Raw genomic sequence first — 26739 nt, 5'->3', positions numbered from 1 at the left:
CACTGCATTTTTATCCATGGGCGACTTACAGCCCAATGCGAACAGCTGGCTTCCAGAGTCTTCGTCATTATCGAGCAAAAAAATATAGTAATTCTTATTGTGATTACGGTTTTTTTCATTTTATTCGATCTACAGGTAAATACTTGAAAAGAGAAAGCTTGTCCCATGCAGCCCAGTACCGAGAAATATTTTCTACCGGCCCTGTTTGTCTTGTTCTTGGTTTTATTTCCTGTAACCGGCGTGGCCCAGGCAGAACGCAGTCCTGCACCATTGATTGCATTCGACCTGCCCGCCGGCCACTTAGGTGACGTACTCAACCTGTACTCCCGCCAGGCGGGCATTACCCTGTCTTTTGATGAGCGCCTGGTAGAGGGCATTTCAGTACCGGCACTGTTTGGCAGCTACAGCGCCGAGGAGGCCCTGCGCACCTTGTTGCGCGGCACCCCTCTGCGCGCCGTACCTGTGGGCAGCGGCGCCTGGCTGTTGGAAAACATTGCGCAACAAGACCTGATGGTGCTGGACAGCATTCAGGTGCAGAGCCACAGTGACAAGAGTAAAGACCAGGCCTACCGCGAAGCCGGCTCGGTCAATATTATCAACCAAGGGGATATCGAGCGTTTTCGCGGTACCAGTGTCGGAGATATTTTCCAGAGTACGCCGGGTGTCCTGATTAGTGAAAACCGCAACTCCGGTGGTCTCGATATTAATATTCGCGGTATGCAGGGACAGGGTCGGGTACCGGTGTTGATTGATGGCAGTCGCCAGGAGACAACGATTTATCGCGGTTATGCCGGTATTTCCAGCCGCAGCTATATTGATCCGGACCTGATTAGCACACTGCGCATCGACAAGGGCCCTGTGATAACAGCGGAGGGCACCGGGGCCACGGGCGGTGTTGTCATTGTAAACACCCTGCGCGCCGAGGATATTGTGAAACCGTCAGCGCTGTCTGGGCTGCGCCTGCGTGTCAGTGGTATCGGCAATAACTCCGCAGCACCGGAAGCCGGCACCTATGCCGGCTATTATCTGCCGCGCAACGCCTATCGCTCCGATTGCCGCTTTTCCATCTACTGTACCGACAACTATTTGATGCCCGACCGTTTTGCCCCCGAACATGGCATGGACAGGCCGAACCTGCTGGATTTTGAAGGCTATGCAGCCAGTATTGCCGGAGCCCGGCGCTTTGACTGGGGCGACTTGGTCCTGGCCCACGCCCGGCGCGAGCAGGGAAATTACTATGCCGGTACTGAGGGACCGGCGCCGGAGGTCCTCATCGGCAAACCGGAAAAACTGGCCTGGTATACAGAAACACCGGTTACGCTTGAGGGGGCTTCCCCCTTTCGCGCCGGGGAGCAGATCCCCAATACCCACTACTCCAGTGATTCCTGGTTGCTAAAAAGCGAGTTGGCACTGCCCGGTGACCAGAGCCTCGAACTGGGCTATATCCGCTACGACAGCACCTACGGGGAAATGATGCCCTCCCAGATCATTGCATTCGGGCAGGCGAGACAGTGGCTCGATAGTGCAGTGGTCAACCACACCTATACCGCGCGCTACCGCTGGCAGCCCGTAGCCTATGACTGGGCCGACCTGCGGGCCAATGCTTGGCACACCGATGCCACAACCAATCTAAACACTCCGGGTGTGGGTTCTATCGACCTGGAGAACAATACTGCCCGTACCGACGACTACCAGCGCTGGGGCGTGGATATCGCCAACAGTATGCGCTTTTATCCATTGGGTGAACTGAAACTGGAGTATGGCGTTTCAGGACAGTGGGAGGAGGTGGATACCGATACCCCGGCCACTGAGGGATTCTACCTGGGTTCCCGTAGCGGCTGGCGCAGGGAATTCAGTGCATTTACCGCAGTGGAATGGCGCCCCTGGCTTCAATGGACCCTGGCAGCGGGCATTCGCCATACCCGCTTTCATTCAAAAGACAATAATCCACTGCCTTTGGACCGCAATGATCCGGCCTGTACCGCAGATGGGCAGGGTGGGTGCCTGCCGGTGCACTACAGCAACCAGCATTCCGGTAACGCGCCTGTCATAGCCCTGACCTGGGAACCCGTTCAGGGTTTGCAATTTTATGCCCGCCATGCGCAAGCCCTGCGTATGCCCAGCCTGTTCGAAAATACCTCCGGCTGGTCGGTGAGCCCCGCACTGGATATTCCCCTAAACCCGGAGCACGCCACCAATAACGAGTTGGGCATGAATTACCTGAATAAGGATGTATTCCACAGCGCACATCAGCTGCGTTTCAAGCTTGCCTATTTTGATAATCACGTGGATGACTATCTTACCCGCACCCAGCCCAACGCCTGGGAACAGGAACAGGATGGTCTGGATTTCTTCCGCTTGCGCAATATCGATAGCCTGGATCTTGAGGGTTGGGAGCTGAATCTTGGCTATGAAACCCGATACTGGATTGCTGAAATAAGCGGTACCCGCTACGAGCATATAGAAGTCTGCAATGTGGGCAGCTATGTTCGATATTACTGTACCGATTGGGGCATACCGCAAAGTTACATCAATAACATGATACCACCCAACTGGCATGCCAGTGCGCATTTGGGGGTACGCCTGCTGCAAAAACGATTGAAAATGGGACTGCGAGGCACCTTTATGGGTGAGCGCAATTCCATTCCCCGCTACAACGCCCCCACCGGATTCAACAAGCCGGTACTGTGGCACAGCTACAACCTGGTGGATATCTACACCAGCCTGGCACTCAACGACAATTTGTCGATGGATTTCACGGTCGACAATATCACCGATCAATATTACCTGGATGCCCTGAGCCTTGGGCTGGTACCCGCTCCAGGACGCACCGCCAAACTCAGCTTTACCTATCAATACTAATTGATTGCGATATTCAACGAGGGAGTCACACCGATGAAAAGCTCAATGGGCTTACTGGTCTCACTGTATCTGTCCTTCCTGCTCGCTGCCTGTAGTGGTGGTTCGGGTGGCGGCAGTGACGCAGATAGCGCACCGGAAAAACCCACCGCCAGCATTAGCCTGCTGGCGCCTGTCGACAATACGTTTTCCCTAAAGGATGGCGACGTGACAGTTAACTTAAACGGCACCGACAGCAGCAGCCCGCGCAATGCAACCCTGCGCTATCGCTGGGAGCTGATTGAACGCCCGGCACTGAGCGAGGCCACGCTGAGCAGTGCCGATGATGCACACACAGGATTCACTGCCGATTTACCGGGCGACTATGTTGTCAGCCTGATCGTGGATGACGGCACTGCGTCCAGTGTTGCTTCCCGTTTAACGCTCACCGCCACCAGTCCTTTTCCGGTGGCGATCACCGAGCCGGGGCACAGTGTCGCTTTGGGCACAGACAGCCTCGGCCTGGATGGCAGCTTCAGTACACCGCCCACCGGGGAGAGCGGAGACCTGGCATACCTCTGGGTTCTGATAGAGAAACCCGCCGAAAGTGCCGCTTATCTCTCTAACAGCGACCGGAGCAGGGCGACCCTGCACCTGGATGTCAAAGGCGAATATAAACTGCAGCTGGTTGTGACCTTTAACGGAATCACAAGTGCACCGGCTGAGGTCCTTGTTACCGTGTCCTCTGGCGATGCCCCCCCGGTTGCAATTGCCGAAGATGCCAGCGTTATTCTGGGTGAACAGGTAGTGCTGAATGCCGGTGAAAGTTACGATCCAGAGGGCAAACCCTTGCAATACCGCTGGAGATGGACATCCAGCCCGGTTGATCCGGATGGTGTGCCGCTGCCTGATCTCACAGGCACAACCAGCTCCACCCTGACATTTACCCCGATTGCCGCCGGCACCTATAACCTGAACCTGTTCGTTTTTGACGGCGCCAGAAAAAGTGCACAGCGGGAGGTGACGGTTGTGGTTGAAAGGGACCCGGAAGCGGAGGACAACAAGGCCCCCATCGGGGCGTTGGAAGCAACCGGGTATTTCCCCTCTTACAGTATCGGTGAGCAAGAGGTAGGGGAACGTGCCGAGTTTAACTTTGTCGGCTACGATCCCGAAGGGGAGGCGCTGCAAATTATCGAGGCGGTGCTGGTGGAAAAGCCAAGCGGCAGTACGGCAGAATTGCAGGATATTGGCTCCTGGAAACCCATGGGCAAAAAAATCCAGGTCCTGGATGTGGCGGGTACCTACCGCGTACAAATGACCATTTCCGATGGCGTTAATGCAATAACCACTGAAGCCACCCTGCAGGCCAAAGTGGGCAATGTCAATGGCCACCCCCATACCCGGGGTGTCGAGGCACAATCCAAATCGGTACTGGTGGGTGACGCCCTAATATTCGATGCTTCCAGCAGCGACCCCAACGACGACCCCATGGATTTTCACTGGGAACTGGTCGACAGGCCGGATGGCAGTAAGGCCGTGATCGAGGCTGTCATTGAGCCGGAAAGCCAGGAGTACCGCCGTGCCAAAGTGGTCACTGACCTGCCGGGCTCCTATACCGCCCGCCTGATCGTGAGTGATAACCGGGGCCTGTATGCAAGGACCTACTCCCAGGATGACGGGCTTGCCAAGGTTTCCAATGCCGTACCGGAAATCCGCTCTGTAGTCTGGGCGCGCAACTGGGGAAGACTGTCACCGGGAGAGGACTATTTTCAAATACTGCCGTGTATGTCGCTGTTGCACCGCCCTGTGGTGGTTGACCCCGATGGCGATGAGGTGTTCACCCATGAGGAACTGGTCAGTGCACCGGATGGTGGAGAATTTACAAGTGACCCGAATTCAGAGGATTGTGAGGATGCTTACGGTCTCGTATTTACCAAACCAGGTACCTATACCTTCCGTTACTACGCCACGGATCTTATTGACGATGCACCGGAATATGATTTTGTGGTACAGGTGGAACCACTGAGCCAGGCCAGGGGCGTACGTCTGCGGAGTATTTCCAGCAGAGGGAGTTTGTGGCGGCCGATGCCATATGAAAATATTCCGCCCTATGCCACCCCCTCCGGACTCCGTTGGGACCTCTCTGCCACTGAGGAGCAATCTATCCAGTGGTCTATGACTGCTGTGGATGCGGATTACACCATCGAGAATGTTCAAATACGCCATATCAACGGTGGCTTGACCAGCCTGACGCCCTGGTTTGAAGGGCTTGCAGAAGGCCAGGTGATCAAGAAAGGGGCGTCTCTCACTTTCCGCACCTGGTTACCCGCAGTGCCCTGTATCCGCACCGATGACAAAGCGGAGGGATTTCATTTTTCCTTCAATATTAAGGAGCTACCCGAGCTCAGTTTTCTTTATGAAAACTGGGTAGGTGCAGATGACGGTACCTTTGGTGACTGGAGACAGTGCGAAGCCGGCGAACTCGACTGAGTCTGCAGTGCATTGCGCAGTGCCCTGTCCAGGGATGGACACCGCCTCGGGATAAAGTGGCGATTGGGATTGATCGTTCCCCCTGCTGCCAATAACTCCTGCCTGCAATCACTGTAGTTATCCAAGGCCTGGGCCACTGGCAGCAGCCTTTTCCCCTGTTATCCTGCCCGACCTAGCACAGGGGCCAACGGAGTCTTTTCCCTCACTCCAGGCCCAGGGTATTCCGTAGCAAAACGCGCGCTGTGCCGATAGCGGGCGTATAAGGGTACTGAGGACCCCTCGAATCTCCAACCCTGCAGGGAGAAGCCTGTGCACTGCGCCGGGTTTGCAGTGCATATGGGCAATCCTTTGCTAATAACTCCAGCATTTCACTGCTGGAGTTATAGCCCGAACCTCCCTGTTCGGGTCAGTGCATTGCGGCAGACAATGGGCTGGATGAATTGGTTCGGCATCGCCCGCCCACTGCTTATTGGGCTGTCCGGATGCTGAAGTTTTCTTACGCACACATTCATGTATTTGGTAGTACCCACAAAGATTGTGATTTTCACACAAAATCTGTGCGCTTTTCTGCGGGTACCCCAGAGCCCCCGTTAGTATTCGGTTTGGGTGTCACCAAGCCGTCTCTGCCACGGCTATTTTCTACCTATTCGGGGGTAGCGACTTCCGATCTACCCACTCTGGTCAGGTGTTCCCCCCGGCAGTCCCTTTTATATTCCCCGCTTTCACGATTTTTCGATGGCCCCCGGTCACTGCGTCAGCGGTTTCCCACACCCAATGCAGCACCTCGAGAGACGATCGCCACGAGAGGAAAACCGATGTCCGCAGCAGAGCCTCGATCCGCTATCACACCTGCAGGTTGCTCACCGCTCGGGAATCGCTATGGATCAGACTTCCCCAAAAGACTGTTGAAGGGGTTACTCCGTCGGCCGCAGCAAAAAAAGAGGACAATCGTCAGTGAATAACAGAACGGGTTACCGGGCCCTGCCGCTGGTTTATGCGTGCTCCGGTTGTTCCAGTGCCGCACAGTTAGCGAACGCACTGGCCGTGCGGCTCGATCACAACAAACAGGCAGAAATGTCCTGTGTTGCCGGTGTGGGCGGCGATGTGGAAGCGCTGGTAAAAATTGCCAAGTCCGCTCGCCGGAAAATAGTCCTGGACGGCTGCCCGCTGCACTGTGCGGCCAACTGCCTCCGGCGCCATGGGATTGAACCGGAGGTGCATGTGGATCTGTCCCGGGAGGGGGTTCGAAAAAAAATGCATGCATATCCGGCAGCGGAAGAGGTAGAGCGTATCTACCAGACGGTGGTCACCCCGCGGCTGGCCGCACTTAAGGGGCAGTGAGTCATCTGCATTGCCAGATATTTACAGGTATTAGTAGCGCCTTGCCTTAGGGCAGAAGCGACTGCAGAGAGCACGCCTGTACAAAACCCTGCCGCCAGTGAAAATGGCAAGGCGGATCAGGGTTACAGGTGCCAGGAACGCTTCCCGGACCACGCCACACGCTTCACCGAGGCCGGAGCCGGGCTGTCACCATTATTGCGGATAGGGAGGGGGACTATTGCTTGTCAGAAGATCGATTGCCCGCATAGGCTACCGGTTCAGCTGCAACCTACTGCCACTGTTGCCCAACTGGCCGGGCGAAGTTGTCTTTATCAAGCTGCTCAATCAGCGGCTGTCGGAAGAGCTGCAGGACGGACTGTTTGATTTCCTCGACAGCAAAGTCCTGGAGGTCTCGGTGACGGACTTCGGCGTATGCCTTCGTATCTCCAAGCGCGATGCCTATTTTGTGCGCGCACCCACGGGTGTACCGGCCGACTCGACCATCTCTGCCAGTATCTGCGACTTTCTCGCCATTGCCAGTGGCAGAGAGGACCCGGACACGCTGTTTTTTCAGCGCAGGTTATGCCTCGGCGGACAGACCGAAATCGGGCTCACGGTGAAAAACCGTCTGGATGCGCTTGATCGAAGGCGTATACCGCAATGGGCCCAGCGCTGGCTGGAAATGACTGCTGCCGAACTGGCAGCGATTGTTGCGAATTAGCAAGGAATCACTGTGGAACTGGTATGTCCCGCCGGAAGCCTTCCGGCCCTGGAAGCCGCACTCGATCATGGAGCAGACGCGGTTTATATCGGCTTTAGCGATGCAACCAATGCGCGCAATTTTGGTGGCCTCAACTTCAACGACAAAAGTGCGCTGCGCGCCCTGGAGCATATACGCGCTCGCGGCAAAAAACTGTTTGTGGCCATCAATACCTATGCAAAACCGGACAGCTTCGCGCGCTGGCAGGGCGCCGTTGATCGCGCAGCCGCTCTCAGTGCCGACGCGGTCATTTTGGCGGATATCGGCCTGATCAGTTATGCGCGCGAGAAGCACCCCAATCTGGCCCTGCACCTGTCTGTGCAGGCCTCTGCCACCAGTGGACCGGCACTGGAGTTTTATCGACAGCAATTCGGTGTCCGTCGTGCGGTATTACCGAGAGTGTTGTCCCTCAAGCAGGTACAGCAACTGGCAGCTGCAAGTCGTGTGGAGCTGGAAGTCTTCGGCTTCGGCAGCCTCTGCATCATGGCCGAGGGGCGTTGTCACCTGAGCTCCTATGTTACCGGCGAGTCGCCCAACCAGAACGGCGTCTGTTCCCCGGCCAGGGCGGTGGAGTGGCGAAACACCGCGAGTGGATTGGAGACGCGATTGAACGGCGTGTTGATCGACCACTTTGCGGAACATGAAAACGCCGGCTATCCCACCCTGTGCAAGGGTCGTTTTATTGTGGATGGCAAACGCCAGCACGCGCTCGAAGAACCGACAAGCCTGAACAGCATGGCACTACTACCAGAGCTTAAAGCGGCCGGTATCCAGGCCATTAAGCTTGAAGGCAGACAGCGCAGCCCCGCTTATGTGGCACAGGTGGTGCGTACCTGGCGAGAGGCAATCGATGCAGTGCTAGAGCCTGGTGCGGATTTTTCGATAAAGGACCGCTGGCGCAAGACGCTGGCGAAAAATTCCGAAGGCAAGCAAACAACACTGGGCGCTTATGACCGCCCCTGGCAATAGAGAATACACAATGCGGCTCGCTCTGGGACCAGTGCAATACTATTGGCAACGCACCGACATCAATCACTTTTATGAAACCATGCTGTCCACGCCGCTGGATAGTATTTACCTGGGAGAAGTGGTGTGCGGCAAGAGACACGCGTTGCGGGCACCGGACTGGCTGGAGCTGGCACAGATGCTGGCAGAGGTTTCCGACAAGCAAATAGTCCTGTCGACACTGACATTACTGGAATCCAATGCCGACCTCAGTTGGGTGCGAAAAATCTGCAGTAACAGCAAACTGTTGGTTGAGGCCAATGATATGTCGGCGGTACAGCTGTTGTCGGAGGCACGCCTGCCGTTTGCCTGCGGCCCGACTGTCAATATCTACAATCAGCACACACTGGCGTATCTAATGTCACTCGGCATGGTGCGCTGGACGGTGCCGGTGGAAATGAGTTCGCGACAACTGGCAGCGGTGCTCAACGCCTGCGAAAAGAAACCCGAAGTCGAGCTGTTTGCCTACGGCCATATGCCACTGGCCTATTCTGCGCGCTGCTTTACTGCCCGCCACCTCGGCCTCGACAAGGATAACTGTGCCTACCGCTGTATGGAATACCCGCACGGCCTGCCACTGGAATCCCAGGAGGGCGAGGCGCTGTTTGTGATCAACGGTATACAGACGCTGTCCGGAAAGCCGCTCAATCTGCTGCACCACTTCCCGCAGCTGTGTGAACGGGGCATTGATATCCTGCGGCTGTCACCGCAATGGCAACAGATGGAGCAGGTGATTGAGGCTTTCGACCGCGCCAGACACGGCGATCTGCACCCGCAACTACTGCCCCCCGGCGTCGATGGTTACTGGTGCGATCACCCCGGTCTCGAACTGATCGCCCGCAGTGGCACCGGCACACCGGCCTGAGGCAGAGATGCCGGGTGCCCACAAAGCGGGGGAGCTTGCGCGACAGGTCGTTGGTGAAACCTATCCGCTCAAAATCCCCCGGGTGGCGACTTAATTCAATCCATGTGTTCAGGATAACGGTATTCAACAGTAAGGATTGCATCCTATGCCAGTCCGTAACAGGGATTTCACCTGGCCTTAAATAGCCAGCCGATACCAATGAGGGCGCCTGATCGCCTTTATGCAGCGTCTGGCAAATTTATCGCCAGCCAACAGCGCTGGTGGTTTCTGCGTCTTTTCAAAACCAAATTTCCTGGGCAATTGCGTGTACATGGAGCGCGGCGGGGACCCGCATACGGCTTTTAGCCGCTTTCCGGTTTCAAAGCAGTGGTAGTAAACAGTTGAGATACCCAGTTCATCACGAATAAACCGAAGGGCTGCCAACATGGATGCCTCGGCCCACAACTTTCTATAAGGCGCCAGCGTCTGCTCAACATACTGTTCGAGGTCCTCGAAATTACCGAGAATATTCGCAAACAGCTCTCCCGGTTTGGCAGAGGGCTTCTTGACTCTACGCATCTTTACCCTGGCCAATGTCACTGAGGCATTGCGCAGCCAGTCATTCTGGATTTCCTCGATCAACACCTCATTGGTATCAAACCCAATATCCATACGCACCCATGACATGGTTTTGCGACGGACTCGTTGTACGGGGTGTCCCCAGCACTCGAAGGGGCCGCAGTGTGCATCGGGTTTGACCAGTTTACGATACAGCGCGTTGTGCTTGCCATCAAAGTTCAACTGCAGCACCAGGTTGCATTGATTTCTAGAAGTCTGATCCCAGCCCCGATCTCCATCACCCCAACTGGTTAAACTGAGAGAGAAGGGCAACAGATCCTTTGACCACAGAGATTGTAAATCCTGCCGGGAGACCACGCCATTCGCACAGTGCTTCAGTGCCTGTGCCACTACAGGTTTCTGCAGCTGCTGGCTCAATACTCCCGTCTTCAGGTCAGACACTTTCATGCTTTTACAACGCAGACGATTCATTTCAAATTCGATCAGATCGAAGCAGTAACGATCCTTAAAATACCGAAATACCCGACGTTCATCGCCTAAGCACGCCAAAACCTCTTTTACTTGTTCGTTTTTCATTGTTTGTCATCCAATTCTGATACTTTGCACAGCCCAAGGCTCCGGCGATCAACTCCGAAAGTGCCGGTGGCGTTGAGCGGCATCCCACCCCTGACGTATTCCCATTCTTTAAAAGTACTTTGAAAATGCACATTTTGATTCTCCTTGCAGCTACTAGCGTTATGAATGAAACTCTCTGCACTTGCAGCCTGTGGTCTGCCGCTAACGCTTTTCTTTGAAATCCGCCCCGTGAAATACACGCACAGGATTTCCACGCACTAGCTGGTAATGTTTCAACCATCTGTCTCGAGTCTGTGCGTGCCTGTCAATCGCTTCTCCAGCAAACAATTTCAACTGCAGACGCTCCAACGCCTGCTGACGATTCCGGTGCTGGGACCGCTCAGATTCAGCGCGAACCTGTATCCCAGTTGGCCGATGGGTAATACGTACAGCACTGCTGGTCTTGTTAACATGCTGCCCTCCAGGACCACCTGCGCGCATGGTCTCTACAGTGATTTCACATGCCAATTGATGCATATTCATCTCCTTTGTATCATCCACGAAGACCGGCTCAATGCCGACAAACCAGTTGCTGCGCTTGTGTTTTGGCCGATAGCGGCTTTTCCCTTGCCACAGGATCGGTCCGCTCCAGGAGCGCGCAAAGTTTTTAGCACCAATCCCTTCCAGACGAATCAAGCTGGAAAGATAGGCATCCACCTCGATCAGATTTTGTTGGCGCATTGCCTTGTCAAAAGCCAGGCTTTCTATGATCTCCGCGGAGATAGATCGCTTTCCCGCCTCTCGTACTACCCGCTTCATTAACTGAGCCACAACCCAACCGCATTCCTTTGGGCCCTGGCCGACACTGATTTGAAGACAGACGGCTTCATGGTGCCTGTTTTCTTTAACCACGTTACTTTCTCCGCGTTTTATAGGTGATAATCGGCTTAAAGCTTGCAATCACATCCATCATGCCCGCCTGTATCAAATCATCTATAACTGTACTGATGTTCTTGTAGGCTTGAGGCGCTTCCTGATAGAGCAGGTCTCTTTGTTGGCAGATCACCCGACTACCCATCTCGGTCACCTCCAGATCCCTAACCCTGTAGCGACCTTGAAGCCGACCCCTGCATTCACTGCGCTTCCATTTTCGTCCCGCGCCGTGTGCAAGAGAAAAACCACCTGCCGCCAAACTCTGTATGTCCGAAATCCTGGGCCTCACCAGATAGCTCAGACTGCCCCTCGACCCCGGAATCATCACCAGACCCTGATCCGTTGGACTGGCACCTTTACGATGAATCCAATAGCGCTCGGTATCCGTGTGCTTTAACCCCAATGCCTCCAGAGAGGCCCGATCCAATGCCGTTACACTGTTGTGCGAAACATCCAGTAAAGCACTTTTCTTTACCCTTAAACGCTGGCAAAACCTCTCTGCAATCAGGTCCCGGTTGGCCACTGCCCAGCGAATGGCATAATCCTGCTGCTGAAGATATTGAGAGATGACCCTCTGCCCATTTGAGTGAGCCCCATTAACATCTGCCTTACTTATCAGGCTCTGTCCACCATGGACATCAACATAGCGGCGCAGTATTTTCTGCCCAAGGCCACGAGATCCTGAGTGGGCCAAAAACACCACAGCGTGTTTATCCAAACCCAATCCAGATAGAACCACAGGGTCGAATATTTCATTCACCTGCTGAATTTCCGCAAAGTGGTTACCACCGCCGATTGTTCCCAGTTTCAGATTTTCGCTTTTCAACGCGTTATCTTTGGTTACAACACCGGCATCCATCAACCATTTGTCCCTATCTCCTTCCTTCCAGGGATCATCCAGATCCACAAGGCGCTTTTCCCATTTATCCAGCTTGACCTGTCTTTTGCTCACATTCAGCTTCCACAAGCCCATACCACAACCAATATCGCTACCCACCAGGTGCGGGTATATGTGACCATGGGTAATAAACGCAGCGCCTATTGGTTGACCCTTGCCCGGATGCAAGTCGGGCATCCCCACCACACAACGCATACCGGGCAATTCGGCTGTTTTCTTCAGCTGATCCACTGCAGAAGTCTCCAGCCAGTTTTTATCAGAAATTACCAGGCGTATTACAGCCTGTGACGATGCTTGCAGTGTTTTCACCACGGCACTGCCACTAGCTGAGTTTTCTTTAAAAGTATGCATTTTTTCTCAATTTTGAAGAACTATTAACTTTTTCAAAGCAGCAGTGTCCCCGGCCTGAAAACCTGTAGTTTCAAACCTGCAAAAAGCGTAAAGTGCTTACGGACAATAACTGCCCCTGGCAGAGGCGATTGCTCTTTTAGACACATGATGAGCAGGCGCAGGATAGCCAGGATGCCTGTTGGTAACTTCAAAGCCGGGACCGATAAACTGCGCTCAGGCACAGCATCGCAGTTGCACAGAGAGTTTCAGGCAACTATCGATATCAGTGGCTAATTGATGAGGCTATCGGCCTACAACAGATAAATGTTGAAGCACTTATCCCGAAGAGGGAAAGAAACAGATTTATCCGAAGAAGGTTCTGGCAGCGAAGCCCAACAGTGCGTAGATAGTGATTTTTTTAAACATGCTGAGCCCCCCATTACTTGATTTCTTCGCTTGAAGACAGGATAGAATTAACGCTTGAAATAAAAAGCGTATGTTGATAACAAGTACAATGACTATAGTCAGTTTCAAGTGCCATTGCAAGGGCTTATTTGTGGCTGTTCAGGTGGGTTGTTGAAAATCGGCATTTTTTCACAACCCGCCTGAACCAACCCATATCAACAATGCCAACCCATTTTAGAAAAAACACACAGGCTAAGGGTGTTCGCTCAGTATTTCTCTCCGGCAATCGGTCATTGTTCCCAGCCCTCCCTGATTGACAACAATTTCCCAGTCATCCTCTGAATGCTCACTGAGCTCTATCTTTATGCCGCTTATTGCCTTAATCACTTGAATATTCGTCAACAGGTGCTGACTCGGCTTCAAGGTCCTGAAGCAACCACCATTACCTAGCGCCATCGGCAACAAAAGCTGATCGGCCAAATGCTCTCCCACAGGCACTCCCGCTTTCATATATCGCTTCAAGGCACTGATTGCACGCTCTGCCACGCGTTCAGCCCGGATGTTTCGCTCCCCCACGGATTCAAACACTTCTGTAACGTCTCCTGTATTTACCCGCAGTGAAAGCATATTTCCCGGTCCGTCTGAGCTCACGAGTTTTTGATGTAGTGAGGAATTCTCCCAGTAGCACTTTTTCTTAACCCGGTTGAGCTCCCTTTCGATCACATGCGTTGGGATACGGGCCGATAGTGCCACCGCTTCTTTACGCTTCACTTCACCACGCTGCATGAGAGTCAACGCTTGGATTTTTTTTGTTGGCACTATCCTCACGCGCCAGTCACCGCCACCAGCCGGATAAAACCCGTATTTCTTGAGATCAACCGCTACACTGCAACCCATCCGCGCTAATACCGGCAAAAAACACTTCTCTATAAAATCATAGCTTGGTGCCCAAGCATTATGGGTACCACCTTGTAAATACAATGTACTTACCCCATCTGTCAGCAGCAATGGCATCAGCACCGTTTGAAAGACCAGGGTAGTGCTGCCAGCGGAACCGACCGCAAAGCGATATGCTCCCGACTTCACTGCGCCGGGCTCAAAAGTCACCACCGATGAGCCGAGCGCATCACCAGCCACTTTTGCCCCGCTAATCTCTTTTGCCGCACGCAGGCAGGCCAGATGCTGCCGCAGTAACCCGGACCGGCTTCTTCCTGAGCGGATATTTTCTATACGGACCGGTTTTCCCAGGCACATTGCCAGGCTCAGCGCAGTCCTGAAAATTTGTCCGCCCCCTTCACCCTGGGAGCCATCAATTACAATCACAACCCGTTCCCTGCCTATTTTTTGATGGACGTGACGGGATTCGAACCCGCGGATAACAACAACCGGAGCATGACTTCCGGCCAGCGAAAGGCTTGGAAACGCGCGCCAGCTGACACCCGCTTTAAAGCATCGAGCCTGCATCCTCAACCCTACGCCCAGCGCTGATTAGGTTGTCACCAGTTTTACCTGGCCACCTGTATGCCAATCATTTTAAGTGGTGACACTCCCTGCTCATCAGCACGCCCTATAACTTTTGTAACACTTTTTAGCCCTCGCCATCCCCTGGCAATCCAAACCTCCTTTTACCCTTTCACACACACAACCTGCTTTAGGGTGTATACAATCTCAACAAGATCCTTTTGGGCTTCCATCACCTTCTCAATCGGCTTGTAGGCTGACGGAGTCTCATCAATCACACCGGCATCCTTTCGGCATTCCACCCCTGCAGTTGCCTGACGATGGGCTTCCAGAGAAACCAACTTTTTCGCCCTGGTACGTGACATCACTCGCCCCGCTCCATGGCTACAGCTACAAAAACTCTCTGCATTCCCCAGGCCTCGCACAATGAATGAACGCGCACCCATACTGCCCGGAATTATGCCCATTTCCCCAGCACGGGCACGCACGGCGCCCTTTCGAGTCACCAGCACATTTTGTCCGTAGTGATGCTCGCGGGAGATATAGTTATGATGACAGTTCACCGCTTCCATACGCGCCTCAAATGCCAGTCCCAATGTATCCTTCACCGCTGTGATAACCCGGGCCATCATCACCTCACGATTAATACGCGCAAAGTTCTGAGCCCATTCGACCGCTTCGACATACTCATCAAAATGATCAGTGCCCTCCGACAGGTAGGCCAAATCCAGGTCGGGGAGATGGATATGCCAACGCGCCATGTCTTTCTTTGCCATTTCAATAAAATAGGTCCCAATGCGATTACCCACCCCACGGGAGCCGCTGTGCAGCATCAGCCACACGCTATCGTGCTCATCCAGACACATCTCGATAAAATGGTTACCGGTTCCCAGAGTTCCCAGGTGATTGATGTTGTTGGTGTTCTTCAATACACCATGCTTCTCTTTCAACACATCAAACCGGGCTGCCAGGGGAACCCAGGCGGCCATCACATCATCGGGTAAATTCGCCCAGGCTCCTTTATCCCGGCCCCGGCCCTTACCCCGCCGCCCACCGGTACGGCCATGCGGCACAGCCCGCTCTATAGCGCTGCGCACACCCGCCAGGTTTTCCGGCAACATTCCGGCCTTCAGGCTGGTTCGCACCGCCATCATTCCACAGCCAATATCCACACCGACGGCCGCAGGAATTACCGCCCCCAGCGTTGGCACAACACTGCCAATGGTCGCCCCTTTGCCCAGGTGCACATCGGGCATTGCAGCCACCCATTGATGAATAAAGGGCATCCGCGAAATATTCTTCAACTGCTCCTTCGCCTCATCCTCAAAAGGCACACCGACCGTCCAGGATTTGATTGGCACACCGCCTTCCTGCATCACTTCATAAGATTGCTGTGTCACTGCTCTGCTCTCTTCATTCTGTGTTCTTAGTGCACGGTTTTCGTGCTATTACTATAGCTATTGCGAAGAGAGTGCCAACCTGTGCAGGGCCTCGTAAAAAGTTTTTATGTTATTGTTTTTAAATGAAATTTTTACAAAAATAATCATTCTGGAAGCCTGTAGCTCAACTTGGAAACAATCAATATCTATCTTTTATGATAGATATTTATTATATTTGATAGCATGAAAACAGTGGCCATCAGTATTCTCGGCACCACCATGGATCGGCGCGGCAAGGGCGAAAAGCGCTGGGATAAGTGGCGCCCCACTATTTCAATGTGCCAGCACGACGATTTACTTATCGAACGTCTCGAGCTGCTATTTGATAACCACTCACAAAGCCTCGCCAATCAAGTCACCGAGGATATTGCACGGGTCTCACCCGAGACCCAGGTGATGCACCATCGGGTTAATTTCAACGATCCCTGGGACTTCGAAACGGTCTACAGCAACCTGCTTGACTTTGCCCGCGGCTATGACTTTAAGCCCGACAGGGAAAAATACCTCACGCATATCACCACGGGCACACACGTTGCCCAGATATGCCTTTACCTGCTCACTGAGGCGGGTTACCTGCCGGGCCAGCTGCTGCAAACCGCTCCGGCCAGACGGAACAGCAATCAGCCCGGTGAATACCAGATCATCGATCTCGATTTATCCAAGTACGACCAGATCGCCTCGCGCTTCCAAAAAGAGCACCAAGAGGGCACCATTTACCTGAAAGGCGGCATTGAGACCAATAACGCCGCCTTCAACAAGATGATTGCACAGCTGGAACAGGTTTCGATCCGCTCCAGTGCGCCTATCCTGCTCACCGGCCCCACAGGCGCTGGCAAATCCCAACTGGCCCAACGGGTTTATGCACTCAGAAAACAGCGTGGCAAACTCGATGGCCGCCTGGTAGCGGTTAACTGTGCAACCTTGCGGGGTGAAAATGCCATGTCTGCGCTCTTCGGGCATAAGAAAGGCGCATTCACTGGTGCGGCAGCCAACCGGCCAGGTCTCTTGATGGAAGCCAACAATGGCCTACTGTTTCTGGATGAGGTCGGTGAACTGGGCCTGGATGAGCAGGCGATGCTACTGCGGGCGATTGAGGATAAGCGCTTTATGCCCTTTGGATCGGACAGGGAAGTCCGCAGTGACTTCCAGCTGATCGCCGGCACCAACAGGGACCTGAGCCAGCAATCCCGGGCAGGGCTGTTCCGGGAAGACCTGCTGGCCCGGATTGATCTGTGGACCTACCAACTCCCCTCTCTGAAGGAGCGGATAGAGGACCTGGAACCCAATATCGATTTTGAACTGGAGACCTTTTCCGGCAAGTCCGGCTACCTGGTAAAATTCAACAAAGCCGCGCGCGAACAATACCTTGCCTTCTGCCGCTCGCCGGATGCCCTCTGGACAGCCAACTTCCGCGACCTCAACGCCAGCATAACCCGTATGGGCACCCTTGCAGATGGCGGTCGTATTACAGTGGCCGTGGTCGAAGAGGAGATATGCCGGCTGAGACAGAAATGGCAATCTGCACCCGGTACAGAGCTGAACCCCAGCGCCCTGATTGAGCGGTTACTGGGGCACGACAGCACCAAACAAATGGATTACTACGAACAACTGAACCTCGCCAACCTCATCGAGGTCTGCCGAAGTTGCCACTCGATGGCAGAGGCTGGCAGAAAGCTGTTCAATATCAGCCGTGAGCGCAAGAAATCCAGCAACGACTCCCACCGGGTGAAGCAATTGCTGGAGAAACACGGGGTACGGTTTGAGGATATCAAAGCCACTCTGTAGAATCACTGGGTATAATCATTTGCGCGATTCGCCGCTGCGAAAAGTTCACGCCGATCGTTCTGTTACCTTGCGTGGTTATTCGTCACGAATTCACCAGTGGGATCATGCAAGGCTTCAAAGCCCCACCCAGCCCTCAAGCAAAGCTTTTTTACAATTCCCCTAAGCCTATCCAGTAAATGTCAGTGCGCACGCACTGTGACCTATGCAACTGCGGTTCAACTCTCGCAGCCCGCATAGCCTCTGGCCAACCAAAATTTACTTGGCGGTGAGATTTGTACCCGTGAAAACCCTACCTGTAGTACCCGTTAAATTACCTCTCTGTTGTCCAACTGCACTTGAGCCTTACCCGGTGCATCAGCGGTCTGGATACTGCCTTTTGTTGTCATCTTTTGCAGCGTCCTGTCATGCCTGATGAAGTGGTGGTATAACGCCGCTGCGATATGCCCCACGATTAAAATCCACGCCAGCCATGCTCCCAGTAGGTTTTTGTGGATAAAATCTATTGGCTTTTCGAACTCCTCGAAGGAAATACCCATTCCATCCGCAATTAAGAGCTGGTACAAGCTTGTGCTTTCGAATTTAGGGATAGCAAACAGAAAAAAATACTCTGTATTTACAGAAGTACCCACATACCCGGTAATTGGCAACAGTATCATGACGGCATATAAAACATAGTGCCCTGTATGCGCAAGCACATGCTCTAATCTCGTTCCAGGCTCTGGATCCGGTATTTGGCTGCCAATACGCCAGAGAATTCTAAGCGCTACAACGACAGCAATCGTAACCCCCACGGATAAATGCATCTGCAGAGCGACCCAATTTTCCGGGGTCTCTTCCTGCGTAAACCAATGTCGATAATAGACACTGACATAGGATGCGAGAAAAAGTACAGCCGTTACCCAGTGCAACCACTTGGCGATTGCACCATAATTACTGGCAGTGTTTCTAATACTCATCAGGTTCTCCTGAATTCCCCGGTGTTCTGGCCATCAAACGATCCATACATCAACCTATCACGTCGATTTCGTAAATCCCTTTTCGAAATTGAGATTTTTGTGGCACATCCAGTTATGGATCTGCCTGGGCAATTTATTTTTCATGGCATCTTTTTATTACCGCTGCACAAATTAATGACGGCATTTGTTCAGCGATACTGTTTCTCCGACAAATTCCATTCCCCACCAAAAGCCATTAAAAGGCTGCATACAGCACCAGTATCTAATATTCACTGTGCAGGTTATATGCCGGAGGCGACGAGATTGGGCAACTGAAATGGTTGCCCCACCTCAAGCGTAATAAAGGTGTCGGGAGGAAGACCTGCCTCACGTTTGGCCTGCTCAAGAAGTTCAACGGGTTCGTTATGCGCTTCTGCGCTCAGCTGAAAGGTCCCATAATGCATGCCTATCGATAGGTTAGCCTTTAGGTCAATATGTGCTTGAACAGCTTCAAACGGGTCCAGGTGAACAGGCTTGAATAAGTTTCTGGGTGCGTAGGCGCCGATCGGAAGCAAGGCGACATCTACTGGCCCGAAGCGCTCATAGGTACGCAGATAATGATCCGCATAGCCACTATCTCCGCCAAAATAGATTTTCTTACCACCAACCTCCAAAAGAAAGCCGCCCCAAAGGGTAGAGTTTCGGTCCGTCAGTGAACGGCCAGAGAAGTGCTGGACATCAAGGAACCAAAGCTGGAAGTTGTCAGCAACCTGTATATTCTCCCACCAATCCAACTCGCTAATTTTTTCAGAGACCGACAATCGCCGCCCAACCCCAAGTCCCATATAGAGATTTGGGTTGTCCCGTTCAATCAACTTGCTGATAGTATTCAAGTCCAGGTGATCATAATGATCGTGGCTGATCAGAATGACATCAACCCTGGGTAAACTGTCAATAGCAATGCCCGGACTATGTACCCGCTTCGGTCCAATAAAAGAAACCGGGCTGGTACGCTCGGAGAAAACCGGGTCAGTCAGGATATTGAATCCGCCCACTTGAATCAGAAAGGTGGCATGATTTATAAAGGTGATCCGTGCATCACTGCCCAAAACCCGTTCGAGCGGGGCATCATCCGTCTGTGCCTCCACCCAGTCCGGCCACTCGGCACGCTCTGTAGGGGTCTCGGTAGTAAGCCCACTCCATACAATTTCCCAGAAAGATTTGGTTTCTACCGGGTTGGTATTGCTAAATACCCCATCCTTGAAATTTGGGGATCTTTCCCTGATATCCACTTTGCTCGCGGCGCAAGCAGCCAGTAGCGTGCCGAAAAATAAAATAATTAGGTTCCTCATTCTGGCGATTACCATTTCGAAAGGGTTTGCTTGATCCAGCCCGCTTGCACTAGGTAAGAAACGGAGCTGCAAGGCCCCCCAACTGGTTCCAAAGGCAAGAGGCTCCACTGGAGTCAAGGGCGGGATCACTCAAATCAACTGCCAGCGTGTCTGTTTCAGTGTGACTAGCGGTGCCGCGGGACAGGCCTCTGGCCCCTGTTACCACCTGGACCCCGCGCTCCATCAATCCACATGAGACAAATTCTGCAACGCCAGCCGCTCCTCCGGTGACCAGGGCCCTCCTGCCGTCCAGGCGGGGAGTTGGGGGGCAGAGGCGGTTTTTCTTTTTCTGACCCGGCGTACCGGCCAGAATACGGCTAATCCGATTGGATCGCGGTATAGTGGCGCTCAGATCAAAAGACATAAGATTCACTCATTTCCACAGAGATCACCGGTTAACTGCTCTGGTTGACGTTGTAATGACAATTTACGATAATTGTCATTCCAATTGAAGTCAAGCCCAACAAGGGTTCTTCGATAAGATGCTTACTACTGAACAGATATTGGATGCCGCTGAGGATGTGTTGCGCCGGTTTGGCCCGCGCAAAACGACGGTGGTGGATGTCGCGCGCGCACTTGGCGTCAGCCACGGGACCGTGTATCGGCATTTCGACACCAAGGCCGCGCTCCATGAAGCCATTACGACACGGTGGTTTGAGAGGGTCACATCGCCCTTAGCCACAATAGCGCAGAAACCCTCCAGCCCCAGCGAGCGCTTGCGGGAGTGGTTTGAAACACTGATGGCTATCAAACAGCACAAGGCTGATGATGACCCTGAGCTGTTCGCCTCCTATTTATTACTTGCGAAAAATACATCGCAAAAAATCGTGTTAGCGCATGTTGAGATTATGATCCAACAGGTTGAACAGATCCTGTCCGACGGCTGCGCTGACGGTTCATTTGAAATCGACAACTGCCCTGCAACTGCCCGCTCTCTGTTTTTCGCAACATTTCGCTTTCACCACCCACTGCACGCAAACGAGTGGGGAGATGCCCACCTCAAAGAAGATTTTGACCACCTGTTCACCCTATTGGAGCGCGCTATCCAAAAGGGTATTGCCTATCCAGCGGATTAACCCGAAAAGTGGCACTTCCCAGGCTACATAAGAAGCCATTCCTAAAGTGCCCCAGTGGTGAGGCAAAACCCGCAGTTATGTGCAAGGTTTCACACCTATTTTTGCTGCCACCCTAACACCTATCAATACAAAGGAGATGCTACCTGTGGCAGTGTGGAAGTAGTGCTGGTGACCAGCTCCGGAAGATAGAAAGCCTTTGTCGGCGCGGTCGAGGAAACGAGATGGTTAGGGCTGCCCTAAAGTACCAGCCTGCGTGGAGAGCCAATTATTCTATGGACTGAGAACGCACAATCCAATCCTATTCAAGGTGGCTGAGTATTTCCGCTACTGCACAGCAAAAGGTTATTGCTGTAACATAAAAAAAGGCCGCATGAAACTATGCGGCCTTTTTAAAAAATAAACGCTGAGACAATTAAATTGCCAGCTTCTCTTCACGGGCCTTTTCACCCTCGACAAAAGCGATCCACTGCCTGGCAGTTCTCTCAGAGCGCTTGTCTTTCAGGGCTTTCTTAAGGCTGCTGAGTGCAGCGTCATATTGCTTCAGGTTGGCATTGGCCATGCCCATTACAACATACAATTGATCCTGGCGTTTAACCCCGCCTTTGGCCAGGGCCTTCTTGCCCGCCGCAACGGCTTTCTCATTCTCATCCAGATCCAGATAGATACTCGCCAGGCGGGAATAGATTTGGCCTTTGTCGGACAGCTTGGCTGCTGCCTCCAATTGCGGAATGGCCTTTTGCAGTTCCTGAGCCATCTGGTATGCCTGGGCCAGGGTTTCCAGATTCTTGGCATTGCGCGGAATTTTCTTCTCCTTGATCCCTTTGGAAATGACCTTGGCCCCCTTATAGGGCATCTCATACCCCATAAAGAGATAGCCCATATTCAGCAGGTCTTTTTCCTTCTGCAAAGCCCCGGCAAGGTATGCCGCCTCCATCATATGCAACTGGTCCCTGTCGCGCTTAAGCTCGCCGTACATTGCCGCCAAGGTGACGTAGTACACAGGCTTTGGATAATGCTGCAACATTTTTTCCAGCACAGCAGCCACGCTTTTGTAGTCATTACGCTCAAAATAAATGTACTGCTGCAATCCGTACCAGTTCTCCTTGGGCACTTTGCCTTCTCTCTCATACATGGATACCGCTACATTGATATCCGCAAGCGCTTTGCCCTGGTCGCCAGTCTGCATATAGGCCTGGGCGCGCAACGCATAAGAATCCGCCGTGACGCGGTCTGAAACCTTCATCCACTGGTTCAGGTAGTTGACCGCCTGCTTATAATTCTCAGTAACAAAATACAACTGGGCCAGTGTAAACAAAGTGCTCTCTTCCAGCGCTACCGACAGATTTTTCTCACCCTGGTTGAGCACCTTCTTAAAGTAGGGGATCGCCTCCTTGTAGCGCTCCATACTGTAATAGACAACACCAAACAGATTGTACATCTGCGCTATTTCATAGCCATTGTACCGCTTCTTACTGGCATCCATGTCCTTCAGCGCAGCCAGTGCGCCCGCCCAGTCTTCTGCGTCATAAGCTTCCTGGGCTTTTTCCAGCTTTTTATAGGCCGCCTGGCGCATGGCCGGCACCTTGCGGGTCTTCTTCTTGCTGGGTTTTTTTTGTTCCTGTGCCTGTGCCTGCGAGAAAGGCGCGGAAGCACCTGCGGCTTCCAGTATGGTAACACTGACCGCCGGTGCCAGGACCAGGGGAAAGGCTACCGACACGCGCACAGCGAGCCTGGACAAACCTCTAGCCATGGTTGTCAACTTCATAGTGCTTCCCCTTTAGTTCTCGGCCATAGTAAAGCTGATCTTGGTGCGCACATTGGGCACCTCAATCGGCTTGCCATCGACCACCCGCGGCTTGTACTTGTACTTCAATGCAGACTTAAGCGCGTTCCTGTTGAAAATAGTGGTTGGCTTACCCTTCGAAGTAAAGGCCTCAACCACTACGGGGTCGCGCACAGAACCATTGGTGGTCACCGTATACATAACAATAACATAGCCTTCGATGCCGCGCTGTTGTGCGCGGCGGGGATACTGGGCCTGTACTTTCACAATGGGCAGATAATCGCCCTCGCCAAAGCTGAACCCGGACAGCTTGATACCGTCGTTACCGCGGGGGGCCGCGATATTGATGCTGCTGTCAATGGTTGGGTCGTCGAATTCCGGCTCAAGCATCTCCGGCGGAGGTGTTTCCGGATCTTCCGGTTTCTCCGGTTTGGCGGTGTTGTATTGTGTTTCAAGTTCTTGTTCGGGCATCACCACATCGGCAACTTTGAACTGCTCCTTTTCCTCCGGAGCAGTCATATTTGCCTCAATCAGCTGATGCATGGTGAAGATGAGACCAAATGTCGTGGCTGCCGCCAACGTACCGGCCCCAAGGAGTCTTACCGGATTCATAGCTAACTCTTCTCTGTCGCGACCGAAACTTTCTCGATACCGATCTTCCTGGCCGCTTGCGCAATCAGGGCAATTTTCTCAATATTCGCTCCCTTATCGGGCTGAATCACCAACCACCCTTTCGGGTTTTCGGAGTAGAGACGCTCCAGGACGATTCTTACCTGGCGCTCGTCAACTTTCTCTTTGGCAATCCAGATCTCATTGCTTTCGTTGATCGCTACCAGAATAGAAGCGGCCTTGAGTTCAGCGGTTGTCGCTTCCGGCTTCACCACTTCGGCACCCGGCACTTTGATAAAAGTTGCGGTGACGATAAAGAAGATCAGCATAATAAACACCACGTCCAACATGGGCGTGAGGTCAATGGCTCCTGCCTCTTCTTCTGCCGTATTTTGTCTTTTGCTCATAGCAACTCTCTTAGCGAACTTTTCCCGCGAGGGGCCCACGGGGCACCCGTGGCGGGAATCTCTGGCTTGGCTAAACCTTCACAGCAAATAAGCTGGCCTATTTGCTGATGCGTGCCTAGTGATCCATGGTGAGATGATCTTCCAACAGCTGGGTCTCCCGCTCTGCCTTGCGAGTGAGGTAGGTGTTGGCAAAAACACCGGACAGAGCCGCAACCATACCCGCCATGGTGGGGATAGTTGCCATGGACACACCGCTGGCCATCTGCTTGGCGTCACCACCACCGGTAATCGCGAGAACATCGAACACATTGATCATGCCCCAGACCGTACCCAGGAGCCCAAACAGGGGCGCCAGGGCCACACAGGCCTGAATCATGTCCATATTGTCCTGGATCCTCTCGGAAACCCGGGAGATCATCGCATAACGGATCTGGTGGGAACCCCAGGAATTGCGCTCACCGCGCCCCTCCCACAGGTCTACCGCACCCTGAACGTCACTTTTCAAGCCCTTGTTGAAATAGAAGATCCGTTCAAAAATCAGCGTCCACATAAAGAAGGTCAGGCCGGCGATCAGGAACAGTACTGGCCCGCCCGACGCCATAAAGGCGTTGACAGCGGCCCACGCGTCGATTAGTGCGTGCATGTCGCCGCCTCCTCTTATTTACGCTCGGCGTTTTCCGCCACGATACCGGCACTCTGCTCTTCCAGGATATGCAGGATACGCTTGGCGCGACCGTTCACGATAGTGTGCATCAATACCGTCGGGATAGCGACACACAGACCCAAAACCGTGGTAATCAACGCAGAGGAGATACCGCCGGCCATTGCTCTCGGGTCACCGGCACCGAAGATGGTGATCGCCTGGAAGGTAATGATCATGCCGGTAACGGTACCCAAAAGACCCAGTAGCGGCGCCACCATGGCGATGATTTTCAGCAGATTGAGGCCGGATTCGATTGCCGGGCGCTCCTTCAGTACCGCTTCTTCCATTTTCAGCTCAAGGGTTTCACCGTCAACACCCTTGTTTTCCTCTGCCACCGCCAGTACGCGGCCCAGCGGGTTGTTGGTATTCGGCGTGGCGGAACGCAGCTGGGCATTCACCTTGGCGCCGACACCGAACAGCACGACCAGGCGGAAGATAGCCAGCAGCATGGCGAAGGCACCAACGGCTGTGATGATATAACCCACAATTTTACCCTGGTGCCAACGCTCGATAAGATCCGGGCTGTTGATCATGGCTTTCAGGTAGGAACCGCCGGTGGGGCCTGTGGGGTCAATGCCAAACGCACTGAAGCCGGCGGTGGAAACCTGCAGATTCTCCGCCATTTTCTGGAATTTGGCGTCCGGCTGGCGAATCAACTCAGCCACTTTATAGGCGTCGTTCATCTCCAAGTATTTGCCGTTGGATACCAAGTTGAAGTTACCTACACGAACAATCTCCTGCTGAGTCTGTTCGCCATTGGGCTTGATCACAGTGGTGTTGAACTTGACAACCTTGCCGGATTCAACCGTTTCGCGCTGGATTTCAAACCACAGGCGCTCGATTTCTGCAATGGTGGGCAGCTTGGTGGCCGTATTCATCTTGGCAAGCAGGCCGTCGATAAATTCTGTACGGCCCGAGTACTGCGCAGAGACCAGAGAAGAATCGATACTAGCGCGCAGGTCTGCGGCGGTAGAGGACATATGGCCGAACAGCTCTCTCAGAGAACCCAGGCGCTCATCCAGCTGCTGGCGTTTCTGGTCAACGGCGGCTTCCTGCTCCTGATATCGCTTTTCCAGCTCCGCAGAGCGGTTTTCCTCAGCGGTGCGGATATTTTTGGCCCTGTTCAGCAGCGCCTGCTGGTTGGCCTTTTGGCGGCGGAATTCAGCTTCGCGCTGCTTGTGTTCCTGGGATTCCGCAATTTTGGATTGCCGAACCATCTTCAACAGGTCATCGAGAGAAGTGGCTTTTTCCTGCGCAACTGCAGAGAAGCTGATCAGGCCAGCCGCAGCTGCCACTAGTATGTGTTTGGCGATAGAGGTTTTCATTGCGCTGCCTCCGGAGCCGGAATCGGCATGGTCATGATATCGATGGAGGCCTGTTTCCTGGCAATCTTCAAGCCGTTCATGAGGGCGCGGCGGTAGGTGCCAGAATCGATTTCAACCCAGGCTTGCTGGCCCTTGTCGTAAGCGAGGGAGATCGTGGAATCGGTTGTCTGGGCGAGCAGTGCAATACGGCCGATCTGCAGCACGTTCACTTCGCGCTCCTGGCCGTTTACATTCAGGGTGTCGCCGTAAGTGTCAATCTTGCGCGCGTACTCCGCTTCGTAATTATACAGTTCCAGTACCTCGCGGAATTTCTCCGCAACCGTAATGTCGGAACGGTCCATATTATTTTTTACATGCTCCAGGTTGGCCATGCGCTCATCCAGTTTGAAGGGCGCGTCCAGTTCGATGAACTGCTCCAGGCCCTCCAGCATGCGCAGGATCAGTGGCTGGATCTGGCGTTCAATGACAGTGACGTTGGCGATGGATTCGTCCAGTTCGTTGATCACTGCAAGCTGGTTGGCCAGTTGCTTTTCCAGCTGCCGGTTGTATACGCGCAGACCGTCGATTTCCTTGTTGACCACCTTGAAATCCTGCAGCAGGTCGCTGGTCTCCTCGGCAATCTTGTCGATGCGCTTTTGCGATGCCCGGGCCGCAGTGGTTTTCTGCTGGCCGACGGCAAGGACGTTATCGAGAGTATCCGCGGTGGCTACGCTGCCATAGAGCGCGCCGGCAGACAGCGCAGTGGTCAGCGCCACAGCCATGAATCGCTTGGTTTTCATTAGACCCCCCAGTGGGTTCAATATTTCACAACATGGTCGCGATGATTTAGCTGCCACAACGCGGTGTCCTTTTGTTTGAAAAACATTGG

At 53.4% G+C, this 26739-nt stretch carries 21 protein-coding genes; 8 read left to right on the top strand and 13 right to left on the bottom strand.

Annotated elements, in window-relative coordinates; genetic code table 11:
- Window positions 1-165: 165 nt before the first annotated feature.
- The 6 genes from M8T91_RS01620 to M8T91_RS01595 all read left to right on the top strand — a co-directional run bounded on the left by M8T91_RS01620 (window position 166) and on the right by M8T91_RS01595 (window position 9278).
- Window positions 166-2862, top strand: coding sequence for a TonB-dependent receptor (locus M8T91_RS01620; protein WP_301416186.1), 2697 nt, complete (start codon window positions 166-168; stop codon window positions 2860-2862).
- Between the two features lie 33 nt (window positions 2863-2895).
- Window positions 2896-5328, top strand: a complete 2433-nt coding sequence (locus tag M8T91_RS01615) for a PKD domain-containing protein (RefSeq protein ID WP_301416184.1) — start codon at window positions 2896-2898, stop codon at window positions 5326-5328.
- Between the two features lie 954 nt (window positions 5329-6282).
- A complete protein-coding gene (locus M8T91_RS01610; RefSeq protein WP_301416182.1) occupies window positions 6283-6669 on the top strand; it encodes a putative zinc-binding protein in 387 nt (128 codons plus the stop codon).
- A 217-nt stretch (window positions 6670-6886) separates the two neighbouring features.
- A complete protein-coding gene (gene ubiT, locus M8T91_RS01605; RefSeq protein ID WP_301416180.1) occupies window positions 6887-7369 on the top strand; it encodes a ubiquinone anaerobic biosynthesis accessory factor UbiT in 483 nt (160 codons plus the stop codon).
- A gap of 12 nt (window positions 7370-7381) precedes the next feature.
- Entirely contained in the window at window positions 7382-8377 is a 996-nt protein-coding gene (gene ubiU, locus M8T91_RS01600) for a ubiquinone anaerobic biosynthesis protein UbiU (RefSeq protein WP_301416178.1), read from the top strand.
- 10 nt (window positions 8378-8387) lie between these two features.
- Window positions 8388-9278 (top strand): U32 family peptidase, encoded by an 891-nt coding sequence (locus M8T91_RS01595; RefSeq protein ID WP_301416177.1) that lies wholly within the window; start codon window positions 8388-8390, stop codon window positions 9276-9278.
- 177 nt (window positions 9279-9455) lie between these two features.
- Here M8T91_RS01595 and M8T91_RS01590 read toward each other — a convergent pair whose 3' ends face one another.
- The 5 genes from M8T91_RS01590 to M8T91_RS01570 all read right to left on the bottom strand — a co-directional run bounded on the left by M8T91_RS01590 (window position 9456) and on the right by M8T91_RS01570 (window position 15818).
- Window positions 9456-10412, bottom strand: coding sequence for a hypothetical protein (locus M8T91_RS01590; protein ID WP_301416175.1), 957 nt, complete (start codon window positions 10410-10412; stop codon window positions 9456-9458).
- A 201-nt stretch (window positions 10413-10613) separates the two neighbouring features.
- Window positions 10614-11303 carry a peptide chain release factor H gene (gene prfH, locus M8T91_RS01585; RefSeq protein WP_301416173.1) on the bottom strand — a complete coding sequence of 230 codons (690 nt, stop codon included), beginning with the start codon at window positions 11301-11303 and terminating at the stop codon, window positions 10614-10616.
- Window position 11304: 1 nt separating this feature from the next.
- Window positions 11305-12573, bottom strand: coding sequence for an RNA ligase RtcB family protein (locus M8T91_RS01580; protein ID WP_301416171.1), 1269 nt, complete (start codon window positions 12571-12573; stop codon window positions 11305-11307).
- 636 nt (window positions 12574-13209) lie between these two features.
- The gene (gene rtcA, locus M8T91_RS01575) at window positions 13210-14280 is read right to left on the bottom strand and encodes an RNA 3'-terminal phosphate cyclase (RefSeq protein WP_301416169.1); all 1071 of its coding nucleotides are present in this window, start codon (window positions 14278-14280) and stop codon (window positions 13210-13212) included.
- Window positions 14281-14582: 302 nt separating this feature from the next.
- Window positions 14583-15818: an RtcB family protein gene (locus M8T91_RS01570; protein WP_301416167.1), complete on the bottom strand. Its 1236-nt coding sequence runs from the start codon at window positions 15816-15818 to the stop codon at window positions 14583-14585.
- A gap of 222 nt (window positions 15819-16040) precedes the next feature.
- On the opposite strand from M8T91_RS01570, the gene rtcR reads away from it, so the two are divergent.
- Window positions 16041-17642 carry an RNA repair transcriptional activator RtcR gene (gene rtcR / locus M8T91_RS01565; protein ID WP_301416165.1) on the top strand — a complete coding sequence of 534 codons (1602 nt, stop codon included), beginning with the start codon at window positions 16041-16043 and terminating at the stop codon, window positions 17640-17642.
- A gap of 305 nt (window positions 17643-17947) precedes the next feature.
- Here the strand turns inward: rtcR and M8T91_RS01560 are convergent, their stop codons facing one another.
- Entirely contained in the window at window positions 17948-18598 is a 651-nt protein-coding gene (locus tag M8T91_RS01560) for a cytochrome b (RefSeq protein WP_301416163.1), read from the bottom strand.
- Between the two features lie 281 nt (window positions 18599-18879).
- The gene (locus M8T91_RS01555) at window positions 18880-19944 is read right to left on the bottom strand and encodes an MBL fold metallo-hydrolase (protein ID WP_301416161.1); all 1065 of its coding nucleotides are present in this window, start codon (window positions 19942-19944) and stop codon (window positions 18880-18882) included.
- 506 nt (window positions 19945-20450) lie between these two features.
- On the opposite strand from M8T91_RS01555, the gene M8T91_RS01550 reads away from it, so the two are divergent.
- On the top strand, window positions 20451-21044 hold the full coding sequence (locus tag M8T91_RS01550; protein ID WP_301416160.1) for a TetR/AcrR family transcriptional regulator: 594 nt from the start codon (window positions 20451-20453) through the stop codon (window positions 21042-21044).
- A 412-nt stretch (window positions 21045-21456) separates the two neighbouring features.
- Here the strand turns inward: M8T91_RS01550 and M8T91_RS01545 are convergent, their stop codons facing one another.
- From M8T91_RS01545 to M8T91_RS01520, 6 genes are all read right to left on the bottom strand, one after another.
- The gene (locus M8T91_RS01545; protein ID WP_301416158.1) at window positions 21457-22809 is read right to left on the bottom strand and encodes a tetratricopeptide repeat protein; all 1353 of its coding nucleotides are present in this window, start codon (window positions 22807-22809) and stop codon (window positions 21457-21459) included.
- A gap of 12 nt (window positions 22810-22821) precedes the next feature.
- Window positions 22822-23439: an energy transducer TonB gene (locus M8T91_RS01540; RefSeq protein ID WP_301416156.1), complete on the bottom strand. Its 618-nt coding sequence runs from the start codon at window positions 23437-23439 to the stop codon at window positions 22822-22824.
- Between the two features lie 2 nt (window positions 23440-23441).
- Window positions 23442-23843 (bottom strand): ExbD/TolR family protein, encoded by a 402-nt coding sequence (locus M8T91_RS01535; protein ID WP_301416154.1) that lies wholly within the window; start codon window positions 23841-23843, stop codon window positions 23442-23444.
- Window positions 23844-23958: 115 nt separating this feature from the next.
- On the bottom strand, window positions 23959-24486 hold the full coding sequence (locus M8T91_RS01530) for a MotA/TolQ/ExbB proton channel family protein (RefSeq protein ID WP_301416152.1): 528 nt from the start codon (window positions 24484-24486) through the stop codon (window positions 23959-23961).
- Between the two features lie 14 nt (window positions 24487-24500).
- The gene (locus M8T91_RS01525) at window positions 24501-25871 is read right to left on the bottom strand and encodes a MotA/TolQ/ExbB proton channel family protein (RefSeq protein ID WP_301416150.1); all 1371 of its coding nucleotides are present in this window, start codon (window positions 25869-25871) and stop codon (window positions 24501-24503) included.
- Window positions 25868-26650 carry a DUF3450 domain-containing protein gene (locus M8T91_RS01520; protein WP_301416148.1) on the bottom strand — a complete coding sequence of 261 codons (783 nt, stop codon included), beginning with the start codon at window positions 26648-26650 and terminating at the stop codon, window positions 25868-25870. Before M8T91_RS01520 ends, M8T91_RS01525 begins: the two co-directional genes overlap by 4 nt.
- Between the last annotated feature and the right edge of the window lie 89 nt (window positions 26651-26739).

The sequence above is a fragment of the Microbulbifer sp. MI-G genome (assembly GCF_030440425.1).
Taxonomy (GTDB): Bacteria; Pseudomonadota; Gammaproteobacteria; order Pseudomonadales; family Cellvibrionaceae; genus Microbulbifer; species Microbulbifer spongiae.
This window is presented reverse-complemented; position numbering and strand designations above follow the sequence as displayed.